Source organism: Nonomuraea sp. NPDC023979 (assembly GCF_040639085.1).
Lineage (GTDB): Bacteria > Actinomycetota > Actinomycetes > Streptosporangiales > Streptosporangiaceae > Nonomuraea > Nonomuraea ceibae.
In genome coordinates this window covers 105,778-126,828 of the sequence record NZ_JBEZZG010000013.1, presented here as the reverse complement: position 1 = coordinate 126,828, position 21,051 = coordinate 105,778, and the positions used below count along the sequence as shown (strand labels likewise).

20 protein-coding genes are annotated in these 21,051 nt (G+C 73.4%); 10 read left to right on the top strand and 10 right to left on the bottom strand.

The genetic code is table 11. The features are described 5' to 3' along the window. Positions 1–58 precede the first annotated feature (58 nt). From fusA to AB0G11_RS23455, 5 genes are all read left to right on the top strand, one after another. On the top strand, positions 59–2,050 hold the full coding sequence (fusA, locus tag AB0G11_RS23475; protein ID WP_357588170.1) for an elongation factor G: 1,992 nt from the start codon (positions 59–61) through the stop codon (positions 2,048–2,050). Between the two features lie 93 nt (positions 2,051–2,143). Then, positions 2,144–2,605 (top strand): MarR family transcriptional regulator, encoded by a 462-nt coding sequence (locus AB0G11_RS23470; RefSeq protein WP_219508432.1) that lies wholly within the window; start codon positions 2,144–2,146, stop codon positions 2,603–2,605. 28 nt (positions 2,606–2,633) lie between these two features. Beyond that, a complete protein-coding gene (locus tag AB0G11_RS23465) occupies positions 2,634–3,863 on the top strand; it encodes an epoxide hydrolase (RefSeq protein WP_246645683.1) in 1,230 nt (409 codons plus the stop codon). A gap of 42 nt (positions 3,864–3,905) precedes the next feature. Next, a complete protein-coding gene (locus AB0G11_RS23460) occupies positions 3,906–4,562 on the top strand; it encodes a nitroreductase family protein (RefSeq protein ID WP_357588168.1) in 657 nt (218 codons plus the stop codon). A gap of 126 nt (positions 4,563–4,688) precedes the next feature. Then, a complete protein-coding gene (locus AB0G11_RS23455) occupies positions 4,689–5,612 on the top strand; it encodes a sulfite exporter TauE/SafE family protein (RefSeq protein WP_219508434.1) in 924 nt (307 codons plus the stop codon). A 17-nt stretch (positions 5,613–5,629) separates the two neighbouring features. On the opposite strand, the gene AB0G11_RS23450 is transcribed toward AB0G11_RS23455, so the two are convergent. Together AB0G11_RS23450 and AB0G11_RS23445 are read right to left on the bottom strand one after the other, a co-directional pair. Beyond that, the gene (locus AB0G11_RS23450) at positions 5,630–6,646 is read right to left on the bottom strand and encodes a substrate-binding domain-containing protein (RefSeq protein WP_219508435.1); all 1,017 of its coding nucleotides are present in this window, start codon (positions 6,644–6,646) and stop codon (positions 5,630–5,632) included. Further along, positions 6,630–9,023: a glycoside hydrolase family 3 N-terminal domain-containing protein gene (locus AB0G11_RS23445; protein WP_357588166.1), complete on the bottom strand. Its 2,394-nt coding sequence runs from the start codon at positions 9,021–9,023 to the stop codon at positions 6,630–6,632. Before AB0G11_RS23445 ends, AB0G11_RS23450 begins: the two co-directional genes overlap by 17 nt. A gap of 263 nt (positions 9,024–9,286) precedes the next feature. On the opposite strand from AB0G11_RS23445, the gene AB0G11_RS23440 reads away from it, so the two are divergent. Genes AB0G11_RS23440 through AB0G11_RS23430 form a run of 3 tightly spaced genes read left to right on the top strand, consistent with a single transcriptional unit; the run spans position 9,287 to position 12,310 of the window. Beyond that, positions 9,287–10,591: an extracellular solute-binding protein gene (locus AB0G11_RS23440; protein WP_357588164.1), complete on the top strand. Its 1,305-nt coding sequence runs from the start codon at positions 9,287–9,289 to the stop codon at positions 10,589–10,591. Further along, the gene (locus AB0G11_RS23435) at positions 10,588–11,469 is read left to right on the top strand and encodes a sugar ABC transporter permease (protein ID WP_308125910.1); all 882 of its coding nucleotides are present in this window, start codon (positions 10,588–10,590) and stop codon (positions 11,467–11,469) included. The genes AB0G11_RS23440 and AB0G11_RS23435 overlap by 4 nt, the downstream gene beginning before the upstream one ends. A gap of 1 nt (position 11,470) precedes the next feature. Further along, entirely contained in the window at positions 11,471–12,310 is an 840-nt protein-coding gene (locus AB0G11_RS23430; protein WP_357588162.1) for a carbohydrate ABC transporter permease, read from the top strand. A gap of 85 nt (positions 12,311–12,395) precedes the next feature. On the opposite strand, the gene AB0G11_RS23425 is transcribed toward AB0G11_RS23430, so the two are convergent. Further along, positions 12,396–13,235, bottom strand: a complete 840-nt coding sequence (locus AB0G11_RS23425; RefSeq protein ID WP_357588160.1) for a PaaX family transcriptional regulator C-terminal domain-containing protein — start codon at positions 13,233–13,235, stop codon at positions 12,396–12,398. A 109-nt stretch (positions 13,236–13,344) separates the two neighbouring features. Between AB0G11_RS23425 and AB0G11_RS23420 the strand changes: the two genes are divergently transcribed. Further along, on the top strand, positions 13,345–14,658 hold the full coding sequence (locus AB0G11_RS23420; RefSeq protein WP_357588158.1) for an MFS transporter: 1,314 nt from the start codon (positions 13,345–13,347) through the stop codon (positions 14,656–14,658). On the opposite strand, the gene AB0G11_RS23415 is transcribed toward AB0G11_RS23420, so the two are convergent. The 6 genes from AB0G11_RS23415 to AB0G11_RS23390 form a co-directional block, all read right to left on the bottom strand. Then, positions 14,651–16,126: a long-chain fatty acid--CoA ligase gene (locus tag AB0G11_RS23415; RefSeq protein ID WP_357588157.1), complete on the bottom strand. Its 1,476-nt coding sequence runs from the start codon at positions 16,124–16,126 to the stop codon at positions 14,651–14,653. The two genes, AB0G11_RS23420 and AB0G11_RS23415, sit on opposite strands and share 8 nt — an antisense overlap. Then, a complete protein-coding gene (locus AB0G11_RS23410) occupies positions 16,119–17,006 on the bottom strand; it encodes an amidohydrolase family protein (protein ID WP_219508441.1) in 888 nt (295 codons plus the stop codon). Before AB0G11_RS23410 ends, AB0G11_RS23415 begins: the two co-directional genes overlap by 8 nt. Before the next feature lie 291 nt (positions 17,007–17,297). Further along, positions 17,298–18,554 (bottom strand): sigma-70 family RNA polymerase sigma factor, encoded by a 1,257-nt coding sequence (locus AB0G11_RS23405; RefSeq protein ID WP_357588155.1) that lies wholly within the window; start codon positions 18,552–18,554, stop codon positions 17,298–17,300. A 2-nt stretch (positions 18,555–18,556) separates the two neighbouring features. Next, entirely contained in the window at positions 18,557–18,862 is a 306-nt protein-coding gene (locus AB0G11_RS23400) for a YciI family protein (protein ID WP_219508443.1), read from the bottom strand. A gap of 5 nt (positions 18,863–18,867) precedes the next feature. Beyond that, a complete protein-coding gene (locus AB0G11_RS23395; RefSeq protein ID WP_357588153.1) occupies positions 18,868–19,224 on the bottom strand; it encodes a YciI family protein in 357 nt (118 codons plus the stop codon). A 159-nt stretch (positions 19,225–19,383) separates the two neighbouring features. Further along, positions 19,384–19,719: a rhodanese-like domain-containing protein gene (locus AB0G11_RS23390; protein ID WP_357588151.1), complete on the bottom strand. Its 336-nt coding sequence runs from the start codon at positions 19,717–19,719 to the stop codon at positions 19,384–19,386. A 36-nt stretch (positions 19,720–19,755) separates the two neighbouring features. On the opposite strand from AB0G11_RS23390, the gene AB0G11_RS23385 reads away from it, so the two are divergent. Beyond that, on the top strand, positions 19,756–20,397 hold the full coding sequence (locus AB0G11_RS23385; protein ID WP_357588149.1) for a helix-turn-helix domain-containing protein: 642 nt from the start codon (positions 19,756–19,758) through the stop codon (positions 20,395–20,397). On the opposite strand, the gene AB0G11_RS23380 is transcribed toward AB0G11_RS23385, so the two are convergent. After that, a complete protein-coding gene (locus AB0G11_RS23380) occupies positions 20,383–21,018 on the bottom strand; it encodes a TetR family transcriptional regulator (protein ID WP_357588147.1) in 636 nt (211 codons plus the stop codon). The genes AB0G11_RS23385 and AB0G11_RS23380 overlap by 15 nt on opposite strands. Positions 21,019–21,051: the final 33 nt, after the last annotated feature.

The following is a 21,051-nucleotide window of genomic DNA, read 5'->3' as shown; positions in this document are numbered from 1 at the left end:
GGGCCACCGGGCGAATCGCGCTGTCCTGTCCAGAGAGATCCCGAAAGGGCCACGGACCGTGCGTGACACCAACCAGCTCGGCCTCGTCCGCAACCTGGGCATCCTCGCCCACGTCGACGCCGGCAAGACCACCATCACCGAACGCGTCCTGTACGTCACCGGCGCCACCCACAGGCGCGGCGAGGTGCACGACGGCACCACCGTCACCGACTACGACGCCCAGGAACGCGAACGCGGCATCACCATCTTCGCCGCCGCCGTGACCTGCGCCTGGGACGGCCACCGCGTCAACCTCATCGACACCCCCGGCCACGTCGACTTCGCCGACGAGGTCGAGCGCTCGCTGCGGGTGCTCGACGGCGCGATCGCCGTGTTCGACGGCGTCGCGGGCGTCGAACCGCAGAGCGAGGCCGTCTGGCGGCGCGCCGACCACCACGGCGTGCCGCGCATCGCCTTCGTCAACAAGCTCGACCGGGCCGGCGCCGACCTCGACGCCGCCGTCGCCTCGATCCGCGACCGCCTGCGCGTCACGCCGCTGGCCGTCCAGCTGCCCATCGGGCGAGAGGACGGCTTCACCGGCGTCGTGGACCTGCTGCGCATGCGGGCGCTGGTCTGGGACGGCGCGTACGAGGAGCGTCCCGTCCCCGCGGAGCTGCTGGAGGAGGCGCGGCGGCGGCGCGGGCTGCTGGAGGAGGCCGTGGCCGAGCTGCACCCGGCCGTGCTGGAGGAGTTCTGCGCGGGGACGCCGGTCGGCGAGGCGACGCTGCGGGCGGCGCTGCGCGACCTGACGCTGGCGCGCCGGGCCGTCGTCGTGCTGTGCGGCTCCGCCTACCGGGACCGGGGGATCGAGCCGCTGCTCGACGCCGCCGTGGCCTACCTGCCGTCGCCGCTGGACGTCCCGGCCGTGCCCGGCCGGGCCGCCGGCCCGGCGCAGCCGCTGGCCGCGCTGGTGTTCAAGGTCCACTCGACCGGCGGCGGACGGCTGACTTACCTGCGCCTGTACGCCGGGACGCTGCGGAAGGGGGACGCCGTGCTGGACGCGGGCGCCGGGCGCACCGAGCGCGCCGGGCGGGTCCTGCGTGTGCGGGCCGACCGGCACACCGAGGTCGACCGGGCCGTGGCCGGCGACATCGTGGCCGTCACCGGGCTGAAGGCGGCCCGGCCCGGCGCCACGCTGTGCGCGCCGGACGCGCCGCTCGTCCTCGAACCGCCCGCCGCCGCCGAGCCCGTCGTCTCGATGGCGGTCGAGGCCAGGCGGAGCGTGGACGCGGGCCGGCTGGCCGCCGCGCTCGCCCGCCTGGCCGAGGAGGACCCGTCGCTGTCGGTGCGGGCCGACCCGGAGACGGGCCAGACCGTGCTGTCCGGCATGGGGGAGCTGCACCTGGAGGTGGCCGTGGAGAAGATCCGCCGCGAGCGGGGGCTGGACGTCGCCGCCGGGCGGCCGCGCGTCGCCCACCGCGAGACGGTGGCGCGCGGCGTGACCGGCGTGCTGTACCGGCACGTCAAGCAGGACGGCGGCGCCGGGCAGTTCGCGCACGTCCAGCTCGACGTGGAGCCGCTCGACGCGGCGGCCGGCTTCGCGTTCCGCTCCGCCGTCACCGGCGGGCGGGTGCCGCGCGAGTACGTCCGCGCGGTCGAGGCCGGATGCCGCGACGCCCTCGCCGCCGGGCCGCTCGGCGGGCACCCGGTCACCGGCCTGCGGGTCACGCTCACCGACGGGGCGACGCACGTGAAGGACTCCTCCGAGGCGGCCTTCCGCACTGCCGGGGCGCTGGCGCTCAGGCAGGCGCTGCGCGCCTGCGCGATGGTGCTGCTGGAGCCGGTGGCCGAGGTCACGGTCACCGTCCCGGACGACGCGGTCGGCGGTGTGCTCGGCGACCTGGCCGCCCGGCGCGGCCGCGTCACCGGCTCGGCCGCGCGGGGCGGCACGGCGGTCGTCACCGCCACGGTGCCGCTGGCCGAGCTGTTCGGGTACGCCACCCGGCTGCGCAGCCGCACCCAGGGCCGGGGCGCCTTCACCAGCCGCCCGGCCGGGTACGCCCCGGTCTGACGCCGGGTATGCCCCGCTCTGCCGGCCGGACAGAGGGCCGTCCGGCCGGCGACCCCCCTGCGCGGTTACATCGAACATTGATATAAATGCCGGGTGGCACCCTCACCGGAGGCCCTCGATCTCGGCGCGCTCGTCACCGCGATCGAGGACTTCAACACCCACTTCATCCGCCTGCCGTCGGTCCGCAGGCTCAGCTTCTCGACCCTGTCCGTGCTGCACACGCTCGCGCGCCGGGGCCCGATGCGGCTCACCGACCTGACGGCGACCGAGCAGCTCAAACAGCCCGCGCTCACGAGCCTGGTGGCCAAGCTCGAACGCGACGGGCTGGTGTCACGCCGCCCCGACCCGCGCGACGGGCGCGCCGTCCTGCTGACCCTCACCGAGGAGGGCGCGCAGATCGTCCGCTCCCGGCACGCCGAACGGGTGACGCGCGTCGCCCGCCTCGTCGAGCACCTGGACGACGACGAGCGCGCGGCGCTCGCCGGTTACGCGGCCGTCCTGACCCGGCTGACCGAGATCGCCGCCCGCCTCGATGACCAGAAGCTCGATGACTAGACGCTCGATGACCAGGAGAACGCCTCCCTTGACGAACCGCCCCTTCCCCCTCCGCCCCGAGCCGCTGCACGTGCCCGACGAGGTGCTCGACGACCTGCGCCGCAGGCTCGCCATGACCAGGTTGCCGCTGGACGCGGGCAACGACGACGGCTTCTACGGCGTGCGCGGCGACCACCTGCGCGAGCTGGTCGCCTACTGGGCGGACGGCTACGACTGGCGGGCGGCCGAGCGGGAGATCAACGCCTACGAGCACTACCGGGTGGACGTCGGCGACGTGCCCGTGCACTTCATGCGCAGGCCCGGCGTCGGCCCCGACCCGGTGCCGCTCATCCTCAGCCACGGCTGGCCCTGGACGTTCTGGCACTGGTCGAAGGTCGTCGACGAGCTCGCCGACCCCGCCTCCCACGGCGGCGACCCGGCGGAGGCGTTCGACGTGATCGTGCCCTCGCTGCCCGGGTTCGGCTTCTCGACCCCGCTGACGCACCGGCCGGACATGAACTTCTGGAAGATCGCCGACGTGTGGCACGAGCTGATGACCGGCGTCCTGGGGCACGACAGGTACGCCGCCGCCGGGTGCGACGTCGGCGCGCTGGTCACCGGCCAGCTCGGCCACAAGTACGCCGCCGAGCTGTACGGCATCCACATCGGCTCGGCCCAGAAGCTCACGATGTTCAACGGCGACCGCGCCTGGGACCTGAGCGGCGGCCTGCCCATCCCGGAGGGCCTGCCCGCCGAGGCGCACGACCGGTTCGTGGCCCTGGACCGGCGGTTCGCGGCGCATCTGGCGGCGCACGTGCTGGCCCCGTCCACGCTCGCGCACGGGCTGACCGACTCCCCGGCCGGCATGCTCGCCTGGATGCTCGAACGCTGGACGAAGTGGTCCGACAACGGCGGCGACGTGGAGAACGTGTTCTCCAAGGACGACCTGCTCACCCATGCGACGATCTTCTGGGCGGGCGACGCGGTCGCCAGCTCGATCCGCACGTACGCCAACAACAACCGCTACCCGTGGACCCCGTCGCACGACCGGTGGCCCGTTGTCGAGGCGCCCACGGGCATCACGTTCGTCAGTTACGAGAACCCGCCGGGCGTGACGACGGCAGAGCAGCGGATCCGGAGCTTCCTCGACGGTGACCGGGCCGCCTGGTACAACCATGCTGGCATCACCTGCCACGAGCGCGGCGGGCACTTCATCCCGTGGGAGCTCCCCCGGGAGTGGGTGGCGGACCTGCGCCGCACCTTCCGGGGCCGCCGCTGAGCGGATCTTTCGCCGGTGACGTCCCTGGGGATGAATGCCGTCATGACCACACAAAGGCTAGGAATCGACGAGGTCCTCACCACCACCAGAAGCGTAAGGAAGCGCCTGGACCTGGACCGGCCGGTGCCGATGGAGCTGGTGCGGGAGTGCCTGGAGATCGCGCTGCAGGCGCCGACCGGCGGGAACCGGCAGGGGTGGGAGTGGGTGGTGGTGACCGACCCGGCCACCAGGGCCAGGATCGGCGACTACTACGGCCGGTCCGTCCGGGCCTACCACGCGTCGGGCTCGTCGGCCGGGAACCTGTTCCAGGACGACCCGGCGCGGGCCGAGGTGCAGCGGCGGGTGTCGTCGAGCTCGGCGTACCTGGGTGAGCACATGGGCGAGGTGCCGGTGCTCGTGATGCCGTGCATCCGGGTGCCCGACGGGAAGCTGCCGGAGGGCAGCCAGGCCGGGCTGTGGGGCTCGCTGCTGCCGGCCGCGTGGAGCTACATGCTCGCCGCCCGCGCCCGCGGGCTCGGCACCGCGTGGACGACCCTGCACCTGGCGTACGAGCGCGAGGTCGCCGAGCTGCTGGGCCTCCCCGGCGACGTCCGGCAGGGGGCGCTCATCCCCACCGCCTACTACACCGGCGACACCTTCAAGCCCGCCCGCCGCCAGCCTCTGGACGAGGTCCTGCACCTGAACCACTGGAGCGGCTGACCCTCCGGGCCCCGCCCATGCGCCCCCGCGCCCGCGGCCGGGCGGGGCCACCCCCTTGACCGGATGCCCGTTCTCATAAATGATTATTCCTACTTAATAAGTAGGGTACATCGGAAAGGTGGGAACGTGCGGGCGCTCATCCTGCTCGGGCTCGTCGGATTCGCGGCGCAGCTCGTAGACGGCAGCCTCGGCATGGCGTACGGGGTCACCTCGACCACGTTGCTCCTGGCCGTAGGCACCAACGCGGCGGCCGCCTCGGCCACGGTGCATCTGGCCGAGATCGGCACCACACTCGCCTCGGGCCTGTCCCACTGGCGCTTCGGCAACATCGACTGGAAGGTCGTCGCCAGGATCGGCATCCCGGGCGCGCTCGGCGCATTCGCCGGCGCGACGTTCCTGTCCAGCCTCTCGACCGAGGTCGCGGCCCCGGTCATGTCGCTCATCCTGCTGTCCCTGGGCGTCTACATCCTCATCCGCTTCACCGCGTTCGGGCTGCCGCGCGGCAACCTGGGCAAGCCGCTGCGCCGGCGGTTCCTGGCGCCGCTGGGCGTCGTGGCCGGGTTCGTCGACGCCACCGGCGGCGGCGGGTGGGGCCCGGTCGGCACGCCGGCCATCCTGGCCAGCGGGCGGATGGAGCCGCGCAAGGTCATCGGCTCGATCGACGCCAGCGAGTTCCTGGTCGCCATCGCCGCCTCCGTCGGCTTCATCGTCGGCCTCGGCTCGGAGAACATCGACTTCGCCTGGGTCGGGGTCCTGCTGCTCGGCGGCGTGATCGCCGCCCCGATCGCCGCCTGGCTGGTGCGGCACGTGCCGCCCCGCGTCCTCGGCTCGGCGGTGGGCGGCGTCATCGTGCTCACCAACGTGCGCAGCCTGCTGCGCAGCGACTGGATCGACGCGCCGGGCGGCGTCCAGTCCGTCGTCTACATCGCCATCGCCATCGTCTGGGCCGCCGCCGTCGCCTACTCGGTGCGCGCCTACCGCCGCGACAAGGCTCTCGAAGCCGCCGCCCCCGCTCCCCGCGAGGACGAGCAGGAGGCCGCCCCCGCCTGACACCGGCGCCCCCGGGTCTACCCGCCGGGGGCCGGGGCGGTGGAGGCCCGGACGATCAGCTCGGTGGCCAGCTCGACGTGGTGCGACTCGACCGTGCCGCCCGCCGCCAGCCGCAGCGCGGTACGCAGGGCGACGGCGCCCATCTCACGCAGCGGCTGGCGCACGGTCGTCAGCGGCGGCGAGGCCATCTGGGCGATCTGCGTGTCGTCGAACCCGACGATGCTGAGGTCCTCGGGGATGCGCAGCCCGCGTGCACGGGCCGCCTCCATGAGGCCGAGCGCGGTCTCGTCGCAGCCCGCGAAGACGGCCGTCGGCGGCTGCGCCAGGCCGAGCAGCGCGGCCCCGCCCGTCAGCCCGTCGTCGTAGCGGAACGCGCCGTACCGGACGTGGCCGGGCGGGACGGGCGCCCCGGCGGCCTCCATCGCGGCCCGGTAACCGTGCAGCCGGGCCTGGTTGCAGGCGGCGGCCGGCGGCCCGCCGAGGTAGGCGACGCGCCGGTGGCCCAGGGTGAGCAGGTGCTGGGTCGCCGCCAGCCCGCCCGCGAAGTTCGTCGACCCGACGCTGGTCACGCGGGCGCGCGGCAGGTTCAGCGGGTCGATCACGACGAGCGGCAGCCGCGCCCTGGCCAGCGCGTCGAGCTCGGCGGCCGAGATCTCGCCGGTGACCGCGACCAGCGCGCGCCGCCCGCCCGCGACCAGGTCGCGGGCCCAGGCGGCGGTGCGGTCGGCGACCTTGGCTATGCTCACGACGACCGACGCGCAGCTCTCCGCCCCGGCCAGCACCGCGCCCTGGATGATCTCGCTGGAGTACGCGTTCAGGTCGGCGTCGAACTGCACCTCGATCACGTACCCGGCCTCGGCCCGGCGCGGCGGCGGCGCGACGTAGTCGTGCCGCCGCAGCAGCTCCTGCACCAGCGACCGGGTCTCCGGCGCGACGTCGCTGCGGCCGTTGAGCACCTTGGACACGGTGGCCACCGACACCCCCGCCGAGGCGGCGACGGTGGCCAGCGTGGCGCGCCTAGGACGCGCCGGCATCGGGCCCGTCCAGCGGGACGACCTCCACGGGCGTGTCGAGCCGGCGGCCGGGCCCGGTCTCGCGCAGCGGCCCGGTCAGCCGGACCCGGCCGCGCAGCGGCAGGTCGGCGGACGAGGTGCCGACGAGCACGTCGAGGTCGCCGGGCTCGACGACGCGGCGCAGGTCGCGGCCGGTGAAGGCGGTGCGGTCGGCGTGCACGCGGAAGCGCACCTCGGCGCTGCCGCCGGGCTCCAGCCGGACCCGGGCGAAGCCGGTGAGCTGCCGCACCGGCCTGGTCACCTGGGCGAGCACGTCACGCAGGTAGAGCTGGACGACCTCCTCGCCGGCCCGCCCGCCGGTGTTGCGCACCGTGGCCGAGACGGTGAACTCGCCGTCGGTCGGCACCTCGGCGTCGCTGACGCGCAGCTCGCCCACCTCGAACGTGGTGTAGGAGGTCCCGTACCCGAAGGGGAACAGCGGCGTCGGGTCGAGGTTGCTGATGCCCGCGCTGTCGACGCCGAGCGGCGGCTGCAGGTAGGTGCCGGGCTGCCCGCCGGGCCTGCGCGGGATCTGCACCGGCAGCCTGCCGACGGGCTGGATCCGGCCGGACAGCACGCCGGCGATCGCCGCGCCGCCCTCCTCGCCGGGCATGAACGCCTGCACCAGCGCCGCCGCGTGGGCGTGCACCTCGCCGAGCGCGTACGGGCGGCCGGAGACGACGACCACGACCACCGGCGTGCCGGTGGCGGCCAGGGCCGTCACCAGGTCCTCCTGCGGGCCGGGCAGCCGCAGGTCCTCCGCGTCGCAGCCCTCGCCCGAGGTGCCGAGCCCGAACATGCCGGCCAGGTCGCCCACGACGGCCACGCACAGGTCGGCCCCGGCGGCGGCCGAGACGGCGGCGGCGAAGCCGGACCGGTCGCCGTCGCGCACGTCGCAGCCCCGCTCGTGGACGATCTCGGCGTCCGGCAGCTCGGCGCGCAGCGCCTCCAGCACGGTCGGCGCCTCGATGCCGAGCCCGAGGCCGGGGTGGCGGGGCAGCACGTGGTTGGGGAAGGCGTAGCAGCCCATGAACGTGCGCGCGTCGTCGGCGCACGGGCCGACGACGGCGACCCGGCGCGCTCCCGGCGCCAGGGGCAGCGCCGTGCCCGCGTCGAGCAGCACGATCGAGCGTTCGGCCAGCTCGCGGGCCAGCGCCCGGTTGGCGGGGGAGTCGAGGTCGGCGGCGGCCCCGGCGACCGACCGCTCCGGCGTCCAGTCCTCGTCGAGCAGCCCCAGCTCGGCCTTCTGGGTGAGCAGGCGGCGGGCCGCCCGGTCGATCACCTCCTCGGGAAGCTCGCCGCTGCGCACCCGGTCGGCCAGGTGCTGCCCGAACCCGAGCGTGTCGGGCAGCTCGACGTCGACGCCCGCGCTCAGCGCCAGCATGCCGGCCTCGGCGGCGTCGGCGGCGACGCCGTGCATGGTGGCCAGGAACGGGATCGACCAGTAGTCCGACACGACGGTCCCGGTGAACCCCCATTCGCGGCGCAGCACCTCGTCGAGCAGCCACGGGTCGACGGCGGCCGGGACGCCGTCCACGTCGGAGTAGGAGTTCATCACCGACCCGGCGCCGCCGTGCGTGACGGCCGTCTCGAACGGCGGCAGGATCACGTCCATCAGCTCGCGCCGGCCCATCGGCACCGGCCCGTGGTTGCGCGCGGCCCGCGAGGCGGAGTAGCCGGCGAAGTGCTTGAGCGTGGCGATGATCCCGGCGCCCTGCAGTCCGCGCACGTACGCGGTGCCGAGGGTCGCGACCAGGTACGGGTCCTCGCCCATGGTCTCCTCGACCCGGCCCCACCGGTAGTCGCGGACCACGTCCAGCACCGGCGCGAGGCCCTGGTGGGCGCCCACGGCCCGCATGTCGCGCCCGATGGCCGCGGCCATCCGCTCCACCAGCTCGGGGTCGAACGTCGCCGCCCAGGCGATGGCCGCCGGGTAGACGGTCGCGCCGTAGGTGGTGAAACCCGTCAGGCACTCCTCGTGCACGATCGCCGGGACGCCCAGCCGGGAGCCGTCCACGACGGCCCGCTGGAGCCGCACCACCTCGGCGGCGCCCTGCTCGGGCGTCACCGGCGCGCTGCCGAACACCCGCGTCAGATGGCCGAGCCCGTGGACCGGGCCCGGCGGGGCCGACTTGGTGGCCGCGAACACGTCCTGCATCGGCGCCACGTTGGCCGTGCCCGACTCGCCCCCGTCGGGCTGCATGTCGTTGCCGGGCCACCAGCTGCCGAGCTGCGCCACCTTCTCCTCAAGCGTCATCTCCGCGAGAAGGGCGTCGACCCGGTCGGCCACGGGAAGGGCGGGGTCCCGCCAGGGGCGGGTAACCTGGCCCGGCGTGGGCGTCCGATCAAGTGCCGTCATCTGCTGCTCCTTAAAGCCGCCGAAAGTTTCGAAATATTGTCGACAATGCCGGGCGACCCGCGCGGAGATCTTGCCTGACCCCGTTTGAACAGCTAGGCGCCCGTGTGAGAGTACAACATGGACACGTCTGGATACAGGGGGTTGACAGGCATATGGGCCGATTCTAGATTGCCTCCCGCGCGGTCATTTTCGAAATGTTTCGACAGGGAGAGATCAGCGTGGAGCCCAGGACAACGTCTCGCCGTACCTTCCTCAGCCTCTCCATGGGTCTGCCCCTGGGAGCGGCGCTCGCCGCCTGCGGCACCTCCGGGCCCACCCGGGCCGGCGGCACGCCGACAGGCGGCGGAGGCGGGGGCGGCGGAGCAACCTACTGGTACCTCTCCGGCCAGCCCCAGGAAGGCATCCGGGCCGGCGCGGTGGAGCGCTTCAACAAGGCCAACCCCGGCGGGCAGATCACCGGGACGACCTTCCAGAACGACGCCTACAAGGCCAAGATCAAGACGGCGATCGGCGCGGGCCAGGCGCCCACGCTCATCTGGGGCTGGGGCGGCGGCACGCTGCGCAGCTACGTCCAGGCCGGGCAGGTCGAGGACCTGACGCCGTGGTTCGGCGAGAACGCCGCCGTCAAGGACCGGCTGTTCCCCTCCTCCTTCGGCGCGGCCACCATCGACGGCAAGATCTACGCGATGCCGTGCGAGACCGTCCAGCCGATCGTCCTGTTCTACAACAAGAAGCTGTTCGACAAGATCGGCGCAGAGCCGCCCCAGAGCTGGGGCGACATCATGGCCCTGGTGCCGAAGTTCAACGCGGCCGGCATCGCGCCGTTCTCGCTCGGCGGGCAGTCACGCTGGACGAACATGATGTGGCTGGAGTTCCTCTTCGACCGCATCGCCGGCCCCGAGGTCTTCCAGGCCGTCTTCGACGGGCAGAAGGACGCCTGGTCCAACCCGGCCGCCATCGACGCGCTCACCAAGATGCAGGACCTGATCAAGGCCGACGGCTTCATCAAGGGCTTCTCCTCGATCACCGCCGACTCCAACGCCGACCAGGCCCTCCTCTACACCGGCAAGGCCGCCATGATGCTGCACGGCTCGTGGACGTACGGCATGATGGCCGCCGACGGCGGCGACTTCGTCTCCGGCGGCAACCTCGGCTTCATGAACTTCCCACCCGTCGAAGGCGGCAAGGGCGACCCCTCCAACACCGTCGGCAACCCCGGCCAGTACCTGTCGATCTCCTCCAAGGCGACCGCCGAGCAGAAGGAGATCGCCAAGAAGTTCTTCGCCACCGGCGTGCTCGACGGCGAGGAGGTGAAGGGCTGGGTCGGCACCGGCGCGGTGCCGATCGTCCAGGGCGCCGACAGCAACTTCGCCGGCTCCAAGGACGCCGAATGGCTCAACTTCGTCTACGGCGTCGCCAGCAAGGCCGGCACCTTCCAGCAGTCGTGGGACCAGGCCCTCAGCCCGACGGCGGCCGAGACGCTGCTGGACAACATCGCCAAGCTCTTCCAGCTCTCGGTGACGCCGGAGGAGTTCGCCACCAACCTGAACGCGGTCATCGGCAAGTGAGCGCACCCCCGCGGCACGGCTCGCTCGCGTGGCTGGCCGTGCCCGCGTTACTGCTTTTCGGCGCCTTCGGCGTGGTCCCGCTCGTGGGCGTGCTCGTGCTCAGCTTCACCTCGTGGGACGGGCTCGGCGACATCCACTTCACCGGCCTGGAGAGCTGGGCCGCGGTGCTCGCCGACCCGGGGCTGCCGCACGCCCTGTGGGTGACGTTCCTGGTCATGGCCGTCTCCTGGCTGGTGCAGACCCCGGCCAGCATCCTGCTCGGCGTGTTCCTGGCCGGTCACCAGCGCTACCGCGCGGTGCTGTCGGTCGTGTACTTCGTGCCGCTGCTGCTCAGCTCGGCCGCCATCGCGATCACGTACAAGGCGCTGCTCGACCCGAACTTCGGGCTCGGCGCCGGGCTCGGGCTGGAGATCCTCGCCCAGGACTGGCTCGGCGAGCCCGCACTCGCCTTCGGCGTCGTCATCTTCGTGGTGTCCTGGCAGTTCATCCCGTTCCACTCGCTGATCTACCAGGGCGGCGCGCGGCAGATCCCGCGCTCGATGTACGAGGCCGCCGAGCTCGACGGGGCCGGCCGGATCCGCAAGTTCTTCAGCATCACCCTGCCGCAGCTCAAGTACACGATCGTGACCTCCTCGACGCTCATGGTCGTCGGGTCGCTGACGTTCTTCGACCTGATCTTCGTGCTGACGGCGGGCGGGCCCGGCGACGCCACCCGGGTGCTCGCCCTCGACATGTACAAGCGCGGTTTCCAGGCCAACCTCATGGGCCCGGCCAGCGTGATCGCCGTCATCCTCGTCCTGGTCGGCCTCGCCCTGGCCCTGCTGCTGCGCCGGCTCGGCGGCGGGACCGGCAGCGACAGCAGGCTGGAGGGAGCCTGACATGGCCACCAGAACCCCCGGGCGCGAGCGTCCCAACTGGGCCGCCGGCGCCGTGAGCCTGGCGTGGCTGGCGATCGTCGTCATCCCCATCTACTGGATCGTCATCACCAGCTTCAAGACGCAGAGCACCTACTACGCGACCAACCCGCTGGCGCCGCCGACGGAGCCGAACCTCGACGCCTACCGGCTGGTCATCGAGTCGGACTTCGTCCTGTACTTCGCCAACAGCCTCATCGTCACCGCCGGCGCGGTCATCCCCGCGGTCACGGTCTCGTTCATGGCCGCGTACGCGATCGTGCGCGGCGGCAACGGCAGGTTCCTGCGCTCGGTCAACTGGCTGTTCCTCATGGGGCTGGCCATCCCGCTGCAGGCGACCGTCATCCCGATCTACCTGATCATCATCCGGCTGAGCCTGTACGACTCGCTGCTGGCGCTGATCCTGCCGTCGATCGCGTTCGCGATCCCGCTGTCGGTGCTGATTTTGGCCAACTTCATCCGCGACGTGCCCAAGGAGCTGTTCGAGTCGATGCGGCTCGACGGCGCCAGCGAGTGGGGCACGCTGTGGCGGCTGGCCTTCCCGCTGACGCGGCCGGCCGTGGTCACGGTGACCGTCTACAACGCGCTGACGATCTGGAATGGGTTCCTGCTGCCGCTGATCCTCACCCAGAGCCCGGACAAGCGCGTGCTGCCGCTGGCGCTGTGGAGCTTCCAGGGCCAATACAGCATCAACGTCCCCGCGGTGCTCGCCTCCGTCGTGCTGACCACGCTGCCCATCCTGGTCCTGTACGTGGTCGGCCGCCGCCAGCTCCTCAGCGGGCTGACGGCGGGCTTCGGCAAGTAGGCGCCGCCGCCGGGTAGGTGTCCGGCATGGGGGAGCCGGACATCGCGGTCGTCGGGGCGTGGGCGACGACGGGCGCTGACCGCGCTCACCGGCCGACGGGCAGCTCGTCCAGGACGGCGGCGGCCAGGGCGCGGGCGGGCTCCTCCCAGGCGCGGGCCAGCTCGTGGAAGGCGCGTTCGGCCCGGATGGCGGGCCAGTCGGCCGGCAGGTGCTCGGCTGGCAGGTGCGGGTCCTGGCGGACGAGCCGCAGCCAGTCGGTGTGGAGCAGGAGCTGCCGGGCCAGGTCGTCGGGCAGCCCGAGCCGCGCGCCGCCGTCGTGCCAGCGGTCGAGGAAGGCGCGGTAGCGCTCGGCGATGCGCGGCGTGTCGAAGGCCCGGACCAGGTCGGCCGACTCGGTCGGCTTGAGCGCCCGCGCGGCCAGCACGGTCACGTGCTCGTGCAGCCCCAGCTCCGTCACCGTCTCGGTCACGTCCTTGACGCCGGGAGCGATCCAGAGCCCGCTCTGCAGGAGCCCGAACCCGGCCCACACGAGCCGTGAGCGCAGGTCGTGGCGGGCGCCGCGCAGGCTGTCGGGCAGCGAGAACCCGACCAGGGTCCAGGTGCCGTCCCAGTCGCGGTTGACGGCGCCGGTCTCCCAGACGCGGCGGCGGCCGTCCTCCAGCACGCCGGTGGCCTTGGGCGTGAGCCCGAAATAGGTCTTGCGGCCCTGCCGGTGGCGGGCCAGCAGCCCCCGGTTGACCATGCGCGTCAGCGTGGAGCGTACCGCCTCCTCGGTCACGCCGAGGCGCGCGAACACGTCGATGACGCTGCCGGAGTAGACGGCGACGCGGCGGCCGAGCACGTAGACGCCGAGGAAGCTGAACATCAGCGACTGGGGGCGCGGTGAGGAGGAGTGCGCGGCGCCGTCCCCGTCGTCGGAAGTCACGAGTAGAGGGTAGACGGGTCTCATTTGTTGGGCAAAGCTATGACGCAGATCGGGAGTTTGCCCCGCGTTCAATGGTGTTCCGTCACCCCCCTGCGAAGGAACCAACGCCATGACCGAATCGCCGGCCTCCGCGCAACCCGTCCAGCTCCGCCGCGCCGTCGCCTCCAGCTACCTGGGCAGCGTCATCGAGTACTACGACTTCCTGCTGTACGCCACCGCCTCCGCCCTGGTGTTCGGCAAGGTCTTCTTCTCCGGGCTGCCCCCGCTCGCGGCCACCGTCGCCAGCCTCGGCACGTTCGCCACCGGCTACCTGGCGCGCCCGCTCGGCGGCGTGATCTTCGGCCACTTCGGCGACCGGCTGGGCCGCAAGCGCATGCTCATCCTCACGATGGTCCTCATGGGCGTGGCGAGCTTCCTCATCGGCCTGCTGCCCACCTACGAGCAGATCGGCAGCCTCGCCCCCATCACGCTCGTCCTGCTCCGCGTCGTCCAGGGCGTCGCGGTCGGCGGCGAGTGGGGCGGCGCGGTGCTGATGTCCGCCGAGCACGCCACCGGGCGGCGCGGCCTGTGGGCGAGCTTCACCAACGCCGGAGCGCCCTCCGGCATGCTGCTGTCCACCGCCGTGCTCAGCGGCAGCGCCGCCGTCCTGGGCGAGCGGGAGTTCCTCAGCTGGGGCTGGCGCGTCCCGTTCCTGATCAGCATCGCGCTGCTGGGCGTCGGCCTGTTCGTCCGCGCCCGCGTCGAGGAGACCCCGGTGTTCACGGCCGCCCGGCGGCAGGACGCCTCCGCGCCGCTGCTGGACGTGCTGCGCCACCACCCCAGGACGCTCCTGCTCGGCGTCGGCGTCGGCCTGTCCGCGTTCGTCCTGCAGGGCACGCTCACCACGTTCCTGCTGGCCTACGGGGTGGAGGCCGGCTTCGCCCGGCAGGAGGTGCTCAACGGGCTGACGCTCTCCTCGGGGCTGGCGATCCTCGGCATCCTCGGCTGGTCGGCGCTGTCGGACCGGGTGGGCCGCCGGCCCGTCGTCCTGGCCGGCGCCGTCCTCGCCGCCGTCTACAGCTTCCTGCTCTTCCCGGTGGCCGACACGGGCAGCGTGGCCCTGCTCACGCTCCTGCTCGTGCTCGGCCAGTCGGTCATCCACCCGATGATGTACGGGCCGCTCGCCGCCCTGTACGCCGAGCTGTTCTCCACCCGCAGCCGCTACACCGGAGCCTCGCTCGGCTACCAGCTCGCCGGGCTCGGCGCGGGACTCGCCCCCGTGGTCTTCGCGCAGATCCGGGCGGCGAACGACGGCGGCGGCACGATGGTCATCTCCGCCGTCATCGCCGCCTTCTGCCTGCTCACGATCGGGTGCGCGCTGGCGCTGCGCGAGACCAGCCGCACCGACCTGGCGGGCGGGCCCATCAGCGAGGGCGTCAGGTAGCCGTACGCGACCGGCCGGCCCCGTGGAGGGCGCGCAGCGCGGGTTTCACGATCTTCCCCGAGGCCGTGCGCGGGATGCTGCCGGCCCAGACGACCGACCGGGGGATCTTGTACCTGGCGAGCCGCCCATCCAGGTAGTCCAGCAGGTCCCCGGCGTCGGCGCCCGGCTCGCGGACGACGATCGCCAGGCCCGTCTCGCCCCACGTCGGGTCGGGGACGCCGATCACGGCGCAGTCGGCGACGCCCGGATGGGTCGCGATCACCGCCTCGACCTCGGCCGGGTAGACGTTCTCGCCGCCGGAGACGTACATGTCCTTGATCCGGTCGACGATGTAGGCGTAGCCGTCCGCGTCGGCGCGGGCGACGTCGCCGGTGCGCAGCCACCCGTCCGGGGCGGCGGGCGGGCCGCCCCAGTAGCCGGTCATCACGTTCGGGCCCCGGACCAGGACCTCGCCGGGCTCGCCCGGCGCGGCGTCGCGGCCGTCGGGCAGCGCGATCCGCACGTCGGTGAAGAAGTGCGGCACGCCTGCCGAGCCCGCCCTGGCCACCGCCTGGTCCGGCGGCAGATACAGCACGCCGGGGGAGGCCTCGGTCATCCCGTACCCCTGGCTGAAGGCCAGCCCGCGCGCCAGGTACGTCTCGATCGTGCGGAGCGGGACGGGCGCGCCGCCGCAGTTGAGCGTGCGCAGGCTCGACAGGTCCGCCCCGGCCCAGCCGGGGTGCGCGGCCAGCGCGTCGTACATCGTGGGCACCCCGAACAGGTACGTGACCCGCTCGGCCGCGATCGTCTCCAGCACCCGGCCGGGGTCGAACGCGTCCATGAGCACCACCCGGCCGCCCTTGAGCAGCGTCGGCAGGCACGTCATGTTCAGCCCCGCGGTGTGGAACAGCGGCGCGACCACCAGCGTCACCTCGTCGGCGGCCAGGTCGACGTCCACGAGCACGTTGAGGCTGTTCCAGGTGACGTTGGCGTGGGAGAGCACCGCGCCCTTGGGCCGGCCCGTCGTGCCGGACGTGTACATGATCATGCACGGGTCCTCGCCGGAGACGGCCTCGACGGCCGCCTCGGGTTCCGCCTCGGCCAGCAGCTCCTCGTAGTCGCCGAGCGGGATCCGGCACGGCACGTCCAGCTCCGCCGCCGGCGGCGCGTGCACGAGCGCCGCCACGCCGCAGTCGGACAGCACGTAGGCCAGCTCGGGGGCGGCGAGCCGGACGTTGAGCGGCACGAACACCGCCCCCAGCGTCCCGGTGGCGAACAGCGTCTCCAGGAACGCCGGATGGTTCGCCCCCAGGTACGCCACCCGGTCCCCGCGCCCCACGCCCCGCCCGCGCAGCACGCGGGCCAGCCGCAGCACCCGCTCGTGCAGCTCCCGGTACGTGACGCGCCGCCCGCCGTGGACGACGGCCACCCGGTCCGGCGTCCGGCGGGCCCGGCGCTCCGGCCAGGAGCCGACGCCGCCGTCACGCATCGCTCTTGCCCAGGCCGAGCAGCCGGGCCGCGTTGTCCTTGAGGATCAGCGGCCGTACCTCCGGCTTGATGTCCAGCTCGGCGAAGTCGGCCAGCCACCGGTCGGGGGTGATCACCGGATAGTCGGAGCCGAACAGCACCTTGTCCTTCAGCAGCGTGTTGGCGTAACGGACGAGCTGCGGCGGGAAGTACTTCGGCGACCAGCCGGACAGGTCGATGTGCACCGACGGCTTGTGCGTGGCCACCGCCAGCGCCTCGTCCTGCCAGGGGAACGACGGGTGCGCCAGGATGATCGTCAGGTCCGGGAAGTCGGCGGCGACGTCGTCGACGAGCATCGGGTCGGAGTGCTTCAGCCGGATGCCGCCGCCGCCCGGTACGCCCGCGCCGATGCCGGTCTGCCCGGTGTGGAACAGCGCGGGCACGCCCAGCTCCTGCAGCGCCTCGTACAGGGGGTAGGCCATCCGGTCGTTCGGGGCGAAGCCCTGCAGGCTGGGGTGGAACTTGAAGCCGCGCACGCCGTGCCCGGCCACCAGGCGGCGGGCCAGCCGGACGCCCGCCCGGCCCCGCCACGGGTCGACGCTGGCGAACGGGATCAGCACGTCGGGATGCTCGGCGCAGGCGGCGGCGACCTCCTCGGCCGGGATCGGCGGGTGCCCGGTCGCGTGCTCAGCGTCCACGGTGAACACCACGGCGGCCATCTTGCGCTCGCGGTAGTAGGCCGCGATCTCGGGGATGGCGGGCTCGCGGGCGCCGCGCACCTTGAAGTAGGCGGCGGAGGCGGCCGACAGCTCCGGGCTGAGCGACGGGTGCCCGGAGGCGGAGATCTCGGCGTGGGTGTGGACGTCGATGGCGGTGAGTTCGTCCAGGTCGAGCGCCGTCATCGGGACTCCTTCCGCGAATCGGGGCTGCCGGGGCCGGCCCTGCGGCCGACGTTAGACAGATTCGCGTCGCCGGTCAACAATGTGCGCCAGGTTCGATCTGTCCGTGAAACTGGCCACGCTTGACCGGGGGATTACGCCGGGCGGGGTAGCAATACGGCGAGGTCAGAGCCGCGCGGAGGCTGACGGCGATGACCGGGCGGCCGTTCGCCTATCGGGGGGTTGGCGAACGGAACGCCGGACGAGAAGGTGGGGCCGGGCGGCGCTGTCCGCCCGGCCCCCTTGGCGTCCCGGTCAGCCCGCCTCGCCGTGCGCCTCGGCCTTCTGCCGCAGGTAGCGCTGCTCGGGCAGGCTCGTGGTGAGCCGGGCGGCCAGCCGGTAGTTCTCCCGCGCGGCGTCGTGCTCGCCGGCCAGGTCCTGCAGATGCGCCCGGACGGCGTGCAGCCGGTGGTGGCGGGCCATCCGGGGATCGTCGTCGAGGCTCTCCAACAGGTCCAGCCCGGCGCGCGGGCCGCGCGTCATCGCCACCGCGATCGCGTGGTTGAGCGTCACCATCGGGTTCGGCGCGATCCGGCCGAGGATCCCGTACAGGATGCGGATCTGCTCCCAGTCGGTGTCCTCCGGACGCGGCGCCTGCACGTGCAGCGCCGCGATCGCCGCCTGGAGCTGGTACGGGCCCAGGGGCGAGGCCGACATCGCGGCGGTCACCAGCGCCGTGCCCTCCTCGGCCAGGGCCGCGTCCCACAGACCGCGGTCCTGCTCGGCCAGCGGCACCAGGCCGCCGTCCGGGCCGGTGCGGGCCGGCCGCCGGGCCTCGGTCAGCAGCATCAGCGCCAGCAGCCCGGCCACCTCGCCGTCGTCCGGCAGCGACCGGTGCACCAGCCGCGTGAGCCGGATCGCCTCCGCCGTCAGCTCGCCCCGGTGCAGGTCGGGGCCGGAGCTGGCGGTGTAGCCCTCGTTGAAGATCAGGTAGAGCGTGTGCAGCACCGCGTCCAGCCGGTCGGCCCGCTCGCCCGGCGGCGGCAGCTCGAACGACGCGCCCGCCGCCTTGATCCGCTGCTTGGCGCGGCTGATCCGCGGCGCCATCGTCGCCTCCGGCACCAGGAACGCCCGCGCGATCTCGGCCGTGGTGAGGCCGCTGACGGCCCGCAGCGTGAGCGCCACCTGCGACGCCGGCGTCAGCGCCGGATGGCAGCACAGGAACAGCAGCGTGAGCGTGTCGTCCCGGTCACCCGGCCCCTCCTCGCCCGGCGCCGGGGCCAGGTCGGCGTCCGGCGCCTCCCGCACGGCCGCGGCCACCTCCCGGCGCCGGCGCGCCTGCTCGCTGCGTACGTGATCGACCAGGCGGCGGGAGGCGACCGTGATCAGCCAGGCGCGCGGGCTGTCCGGCACCCCCTCGGCGGGCCACTGGGACGCCGCCGCGAGCAGCGCCTCCTGGACCGCGTCCTCGCACTCCTCGAACCCGCCGTAGCGGCGCATGAGCACGCCGAGGACCTGCGGCGCCAGCTCGCGCAGCAGGTCCCCGAGCCGTTCTGTGGCGCTCGCGTCCACGTTCACATCTCCAGTCCGGCCGGGTCCATCAGCGGGCGCACCTCCACGCCGCCCGGCAGCAGCGCGGCCAGCTCCAGCGCGCGCTCCCGGCTCTCACAGTCGACAACGTACTGGCCGGTGACGTGTTCCCCGGCGCCCGCGTACGGGCCCTCGGTCACCGCCGGCACGCCGTCCACCACCCGCACCACGGCGCTGAGGGATGGGTCGGCGAGCGCGTGCCCGCCGACCAGCTCGCCCGCCTGCCGGGCCGCGGTCACGAACGCCTCGTGGCCCGCCGCGTCCGCGTAGAGGCTCAGTAAGAACTTCATCGCGCTCAGCCCGAGAAGACGACCGGCCGCACCTCGATGCCGAGCCCCGGCACGCCGGCGTCGGGGATGAGCGCGGCCAGCTCCAGCGCCCGCTCCCGGCTCTCGCACTCGACGAGGTAGTAGCCGCCGAGGTACTCCTTGGCCTCCAGGTACGGGCCGTCCGTCACGGCCGGAACGCCGTCGCGCACCCGGACGACGGCGCTCTGCGCCGGCTCGGCCAGCGCGGTGGTGCCCAGCAGCTCGCCCGACCGCTTCACGGTGTCCATGAAGGCGCCGTGGCCGTTCATCACCTCGTCGCGTTCCTCCTCGGTCAGCGAGTCCCAGATCAGCGGGTTCACATGCATGATCAGCAGAAATTTCATGACATCTCCTTCGGCGGTCGGGGCGCCCGGTGGCGCCCTCCGGCTGATGGTCGGAGCCGTCCGCGCCGTCTTGACATACCCCGCGCACACGTTTTCCCCGGCCTCCCGAAGGCGGGTCCCGCCCCGGTCCGCTGAGGCGCGGGCCGGGGCGGGCCGGGGTCAGACGCGCAGGCCGGTCTCGACCGGAAGGCCGGCTTCGACCCAGTCCTGGATCCCCTCACGGTACTTGCGCACGGCCGTGTAGCCGAGCGCGGCCAGCCGCCGGGCGACCGCCTCGCTGTTGGGGCAGGCCGGGTTGGAGCAGTAGGTCACGATCGCCGCGTCCTTGTCGGGCAGCAGCTCGGCGGCCCGTGCGGCCACCTCGCTCTCCACCAGGGGGATCGCGCCCGGCAGGTGCTGCTGGGCGTAGTACTCGCCGCCGAGCGCGTCCACGACGACGACGGTCCCGGCGTCGATGGCGGCCTTGAGCTCGTCACGGGTGATGAGTGCGGTCATTGCGACCTCCGAATAACTGGACTACAGTCCGTTTCTGTGGATGATTCGGAAGTTAGCGGACCGCAGTCCGCTTCGTCAAGCGAGCCGCTGGAGATCCTCCGGAACAGGCCGCCCAAGGAACGGGCCGACGCCGCGCGCAACCGCGAGAAAGTGCTGGCCGCCGCCGCGAAACTGTTCCGCGAGCAGGGTGTGGAGAACGTCTCCATGGACGCCGTGGCCGCCGAGGCCGGAGTGGGCAAGGGCACGGTCTTCCGCCGCTTCGGCGACCGGTCCGGCCTGGCCGTGGCGCTGCTCGACGAACGCGAACGCGAACTGCAGCAGCGCGTCATCTCCGGCCCGCCGCCGCTCGGCCCCGGCGCGCCCGCCGCCGACCGGCTCGCCGCCTTCGCCGACGCCTACCTCGACTACCTCGCCGGCCACCTCGACCTGGTGCGCATGTCGGAGACCGCGGGCCCCGGCGCCCGCTACCGGATCGGCGCCTACCGGTTCTGGCACCGGCACGTGGCCATCCTGCTCGGCCAGGCGCGCCCCGGCTGCGACGCCGACGCCCTGGCCCATGCCCTGCTGGCCCCGCTCGGCGCCGAAACGGTCACCGCCGTCCGCGCCGAGGTGGGCGACGACCGGGTCCGGCAGGCGGTCCGCGCCGTCGTGCTCGCCGTGGCCTCAGCGCCCGACTGACCCGCCGTCCCCGGCCTTCCGTACGACGGCGCCGTCCACGATGACCTCGGCCACGCGGCGGACGGCCTCCCTGGTGACGGCCTCCGGCGGCCCCGTGACCAGCGTGAACAGCGCGCCCCCGTAGAGCGCGAGCATCGCGGGGATGCGCTCGCGCGGGATCGTCACGCCCACCTTGTCGTGATGCCCGGCGGTGAACCGCAGCGCCGATCCTTGGAGGCGCGCGAGCGCCGCCGCCAGCGCCGGGCGGCGGGCCGCCTCGAGCTGCAACTCGAAGATCGCCAGGTAGCGGGTGCGCAGCGTGGTCGCCGCCGTCAGCAGCGACTCGGCCAGCAACTCGACCATGCCGGCGGCCTGGCCGGTGCCGGTGGCCCGGTCGGTGTCGGCGGCCTGGTCAGTGTCGGTGGCCCGGTCGGTGTCGGCGTGGTGCAGCTCGGCCACCCGTTCGGCGGCGGCCACCAGCAGCGCCTCCCGGCTGCGGAAGTAGTTGGACGCCGTGCCCGGCGGCAGCCCCGCCTCCTTCTCCACCGCCCGATGGGTCAGCCCGTGCGCGCCCGCCGACGCCAGCAGCGCGATGGCGGCGTCGGCGATGGCCCGGCGCCGGGCCGGATTGGTGGGCGGCACACCCCCATGCTACCAATGACCGTACTAGTACGA

Coding starts and splice junctions, on each gene's coding strand:
- AB0G11_RS23460 (WP_357588168.1), top strand. CDS start 3,906: ATGACCACACAAAGGCTAGGAATCGACGAGGTCCTCACCACCACCAGA.
- AB0G11_RS23450 (WP_219508435.1), bottom strand. CDS start 6,646: ATGCCGGCGCGTCCTAGGCGCGCCACGCTGGCCACCGTCGCCGCCTCG.
- AB0G11_RS23445 (WP_357588166.1), bottom strand. CDS start 9,023: ATGACGGCACTTGATCGGACGCCCACGCCGGGCCAGGTTACCCGCCCC.
- AB0G11_RS23440 (WP_357588164.1), top strand. CDS start 9,287: ATGGGTCTGCCCCTGGGAGCGGCGCTCGCCGCCTGCGGCACCTCCGGG.
- AB0G11_RS23430 (WP_357588162.1), top strand. CDS start 11,471: ATGGCCACCAGAACCCCCGGGCGCGAGCGTCCCAACTGGGCCGCCGGC.
- AB0G11_RS23420 (WP_357588158.1), top strand. CDS start 13,345: ATGACCGAATCGCCGGCCTCCGCGCAACCCGTCCAGCTCCGCCGCGCC.
- AB0G11_RS23415 (WP_357588157.1), bottom strand. CDS start 16,126: ATGCGTGACGGCGGCGTCGGCTCCTGGCCGGAGCGCCGGGCCCGCCGG.
- AB0G11_RS23410 (WP_219508441.1), bottom strand. CDS start 17,006: ATGACGGCGCTCGACCTGGACGAACTCACCGCCATCGACGTCCACACC.
- AB0G11_RS23400 (WP_219508443.1), bottom strand. CDS start 18,862: ATGAAGTTCTTACTGAGCCTCTACGCGGACGCGGCGGGCCACGAGGCG.
- AB0G11_RS23395 (WP_357588153.1), bottom strand. CDS start 19,224: ATGAAATTTCTGCTGATCATGCATGTGAACCCGCTGATCTGGGACTCG.
- AB0G11_RS23390 (WP_357588151.1), bottom strand. CDS start 19,719: ATGACCGCACTCATCACCCGTGACGAGCTCAAGGCCGCCATCGACGCC.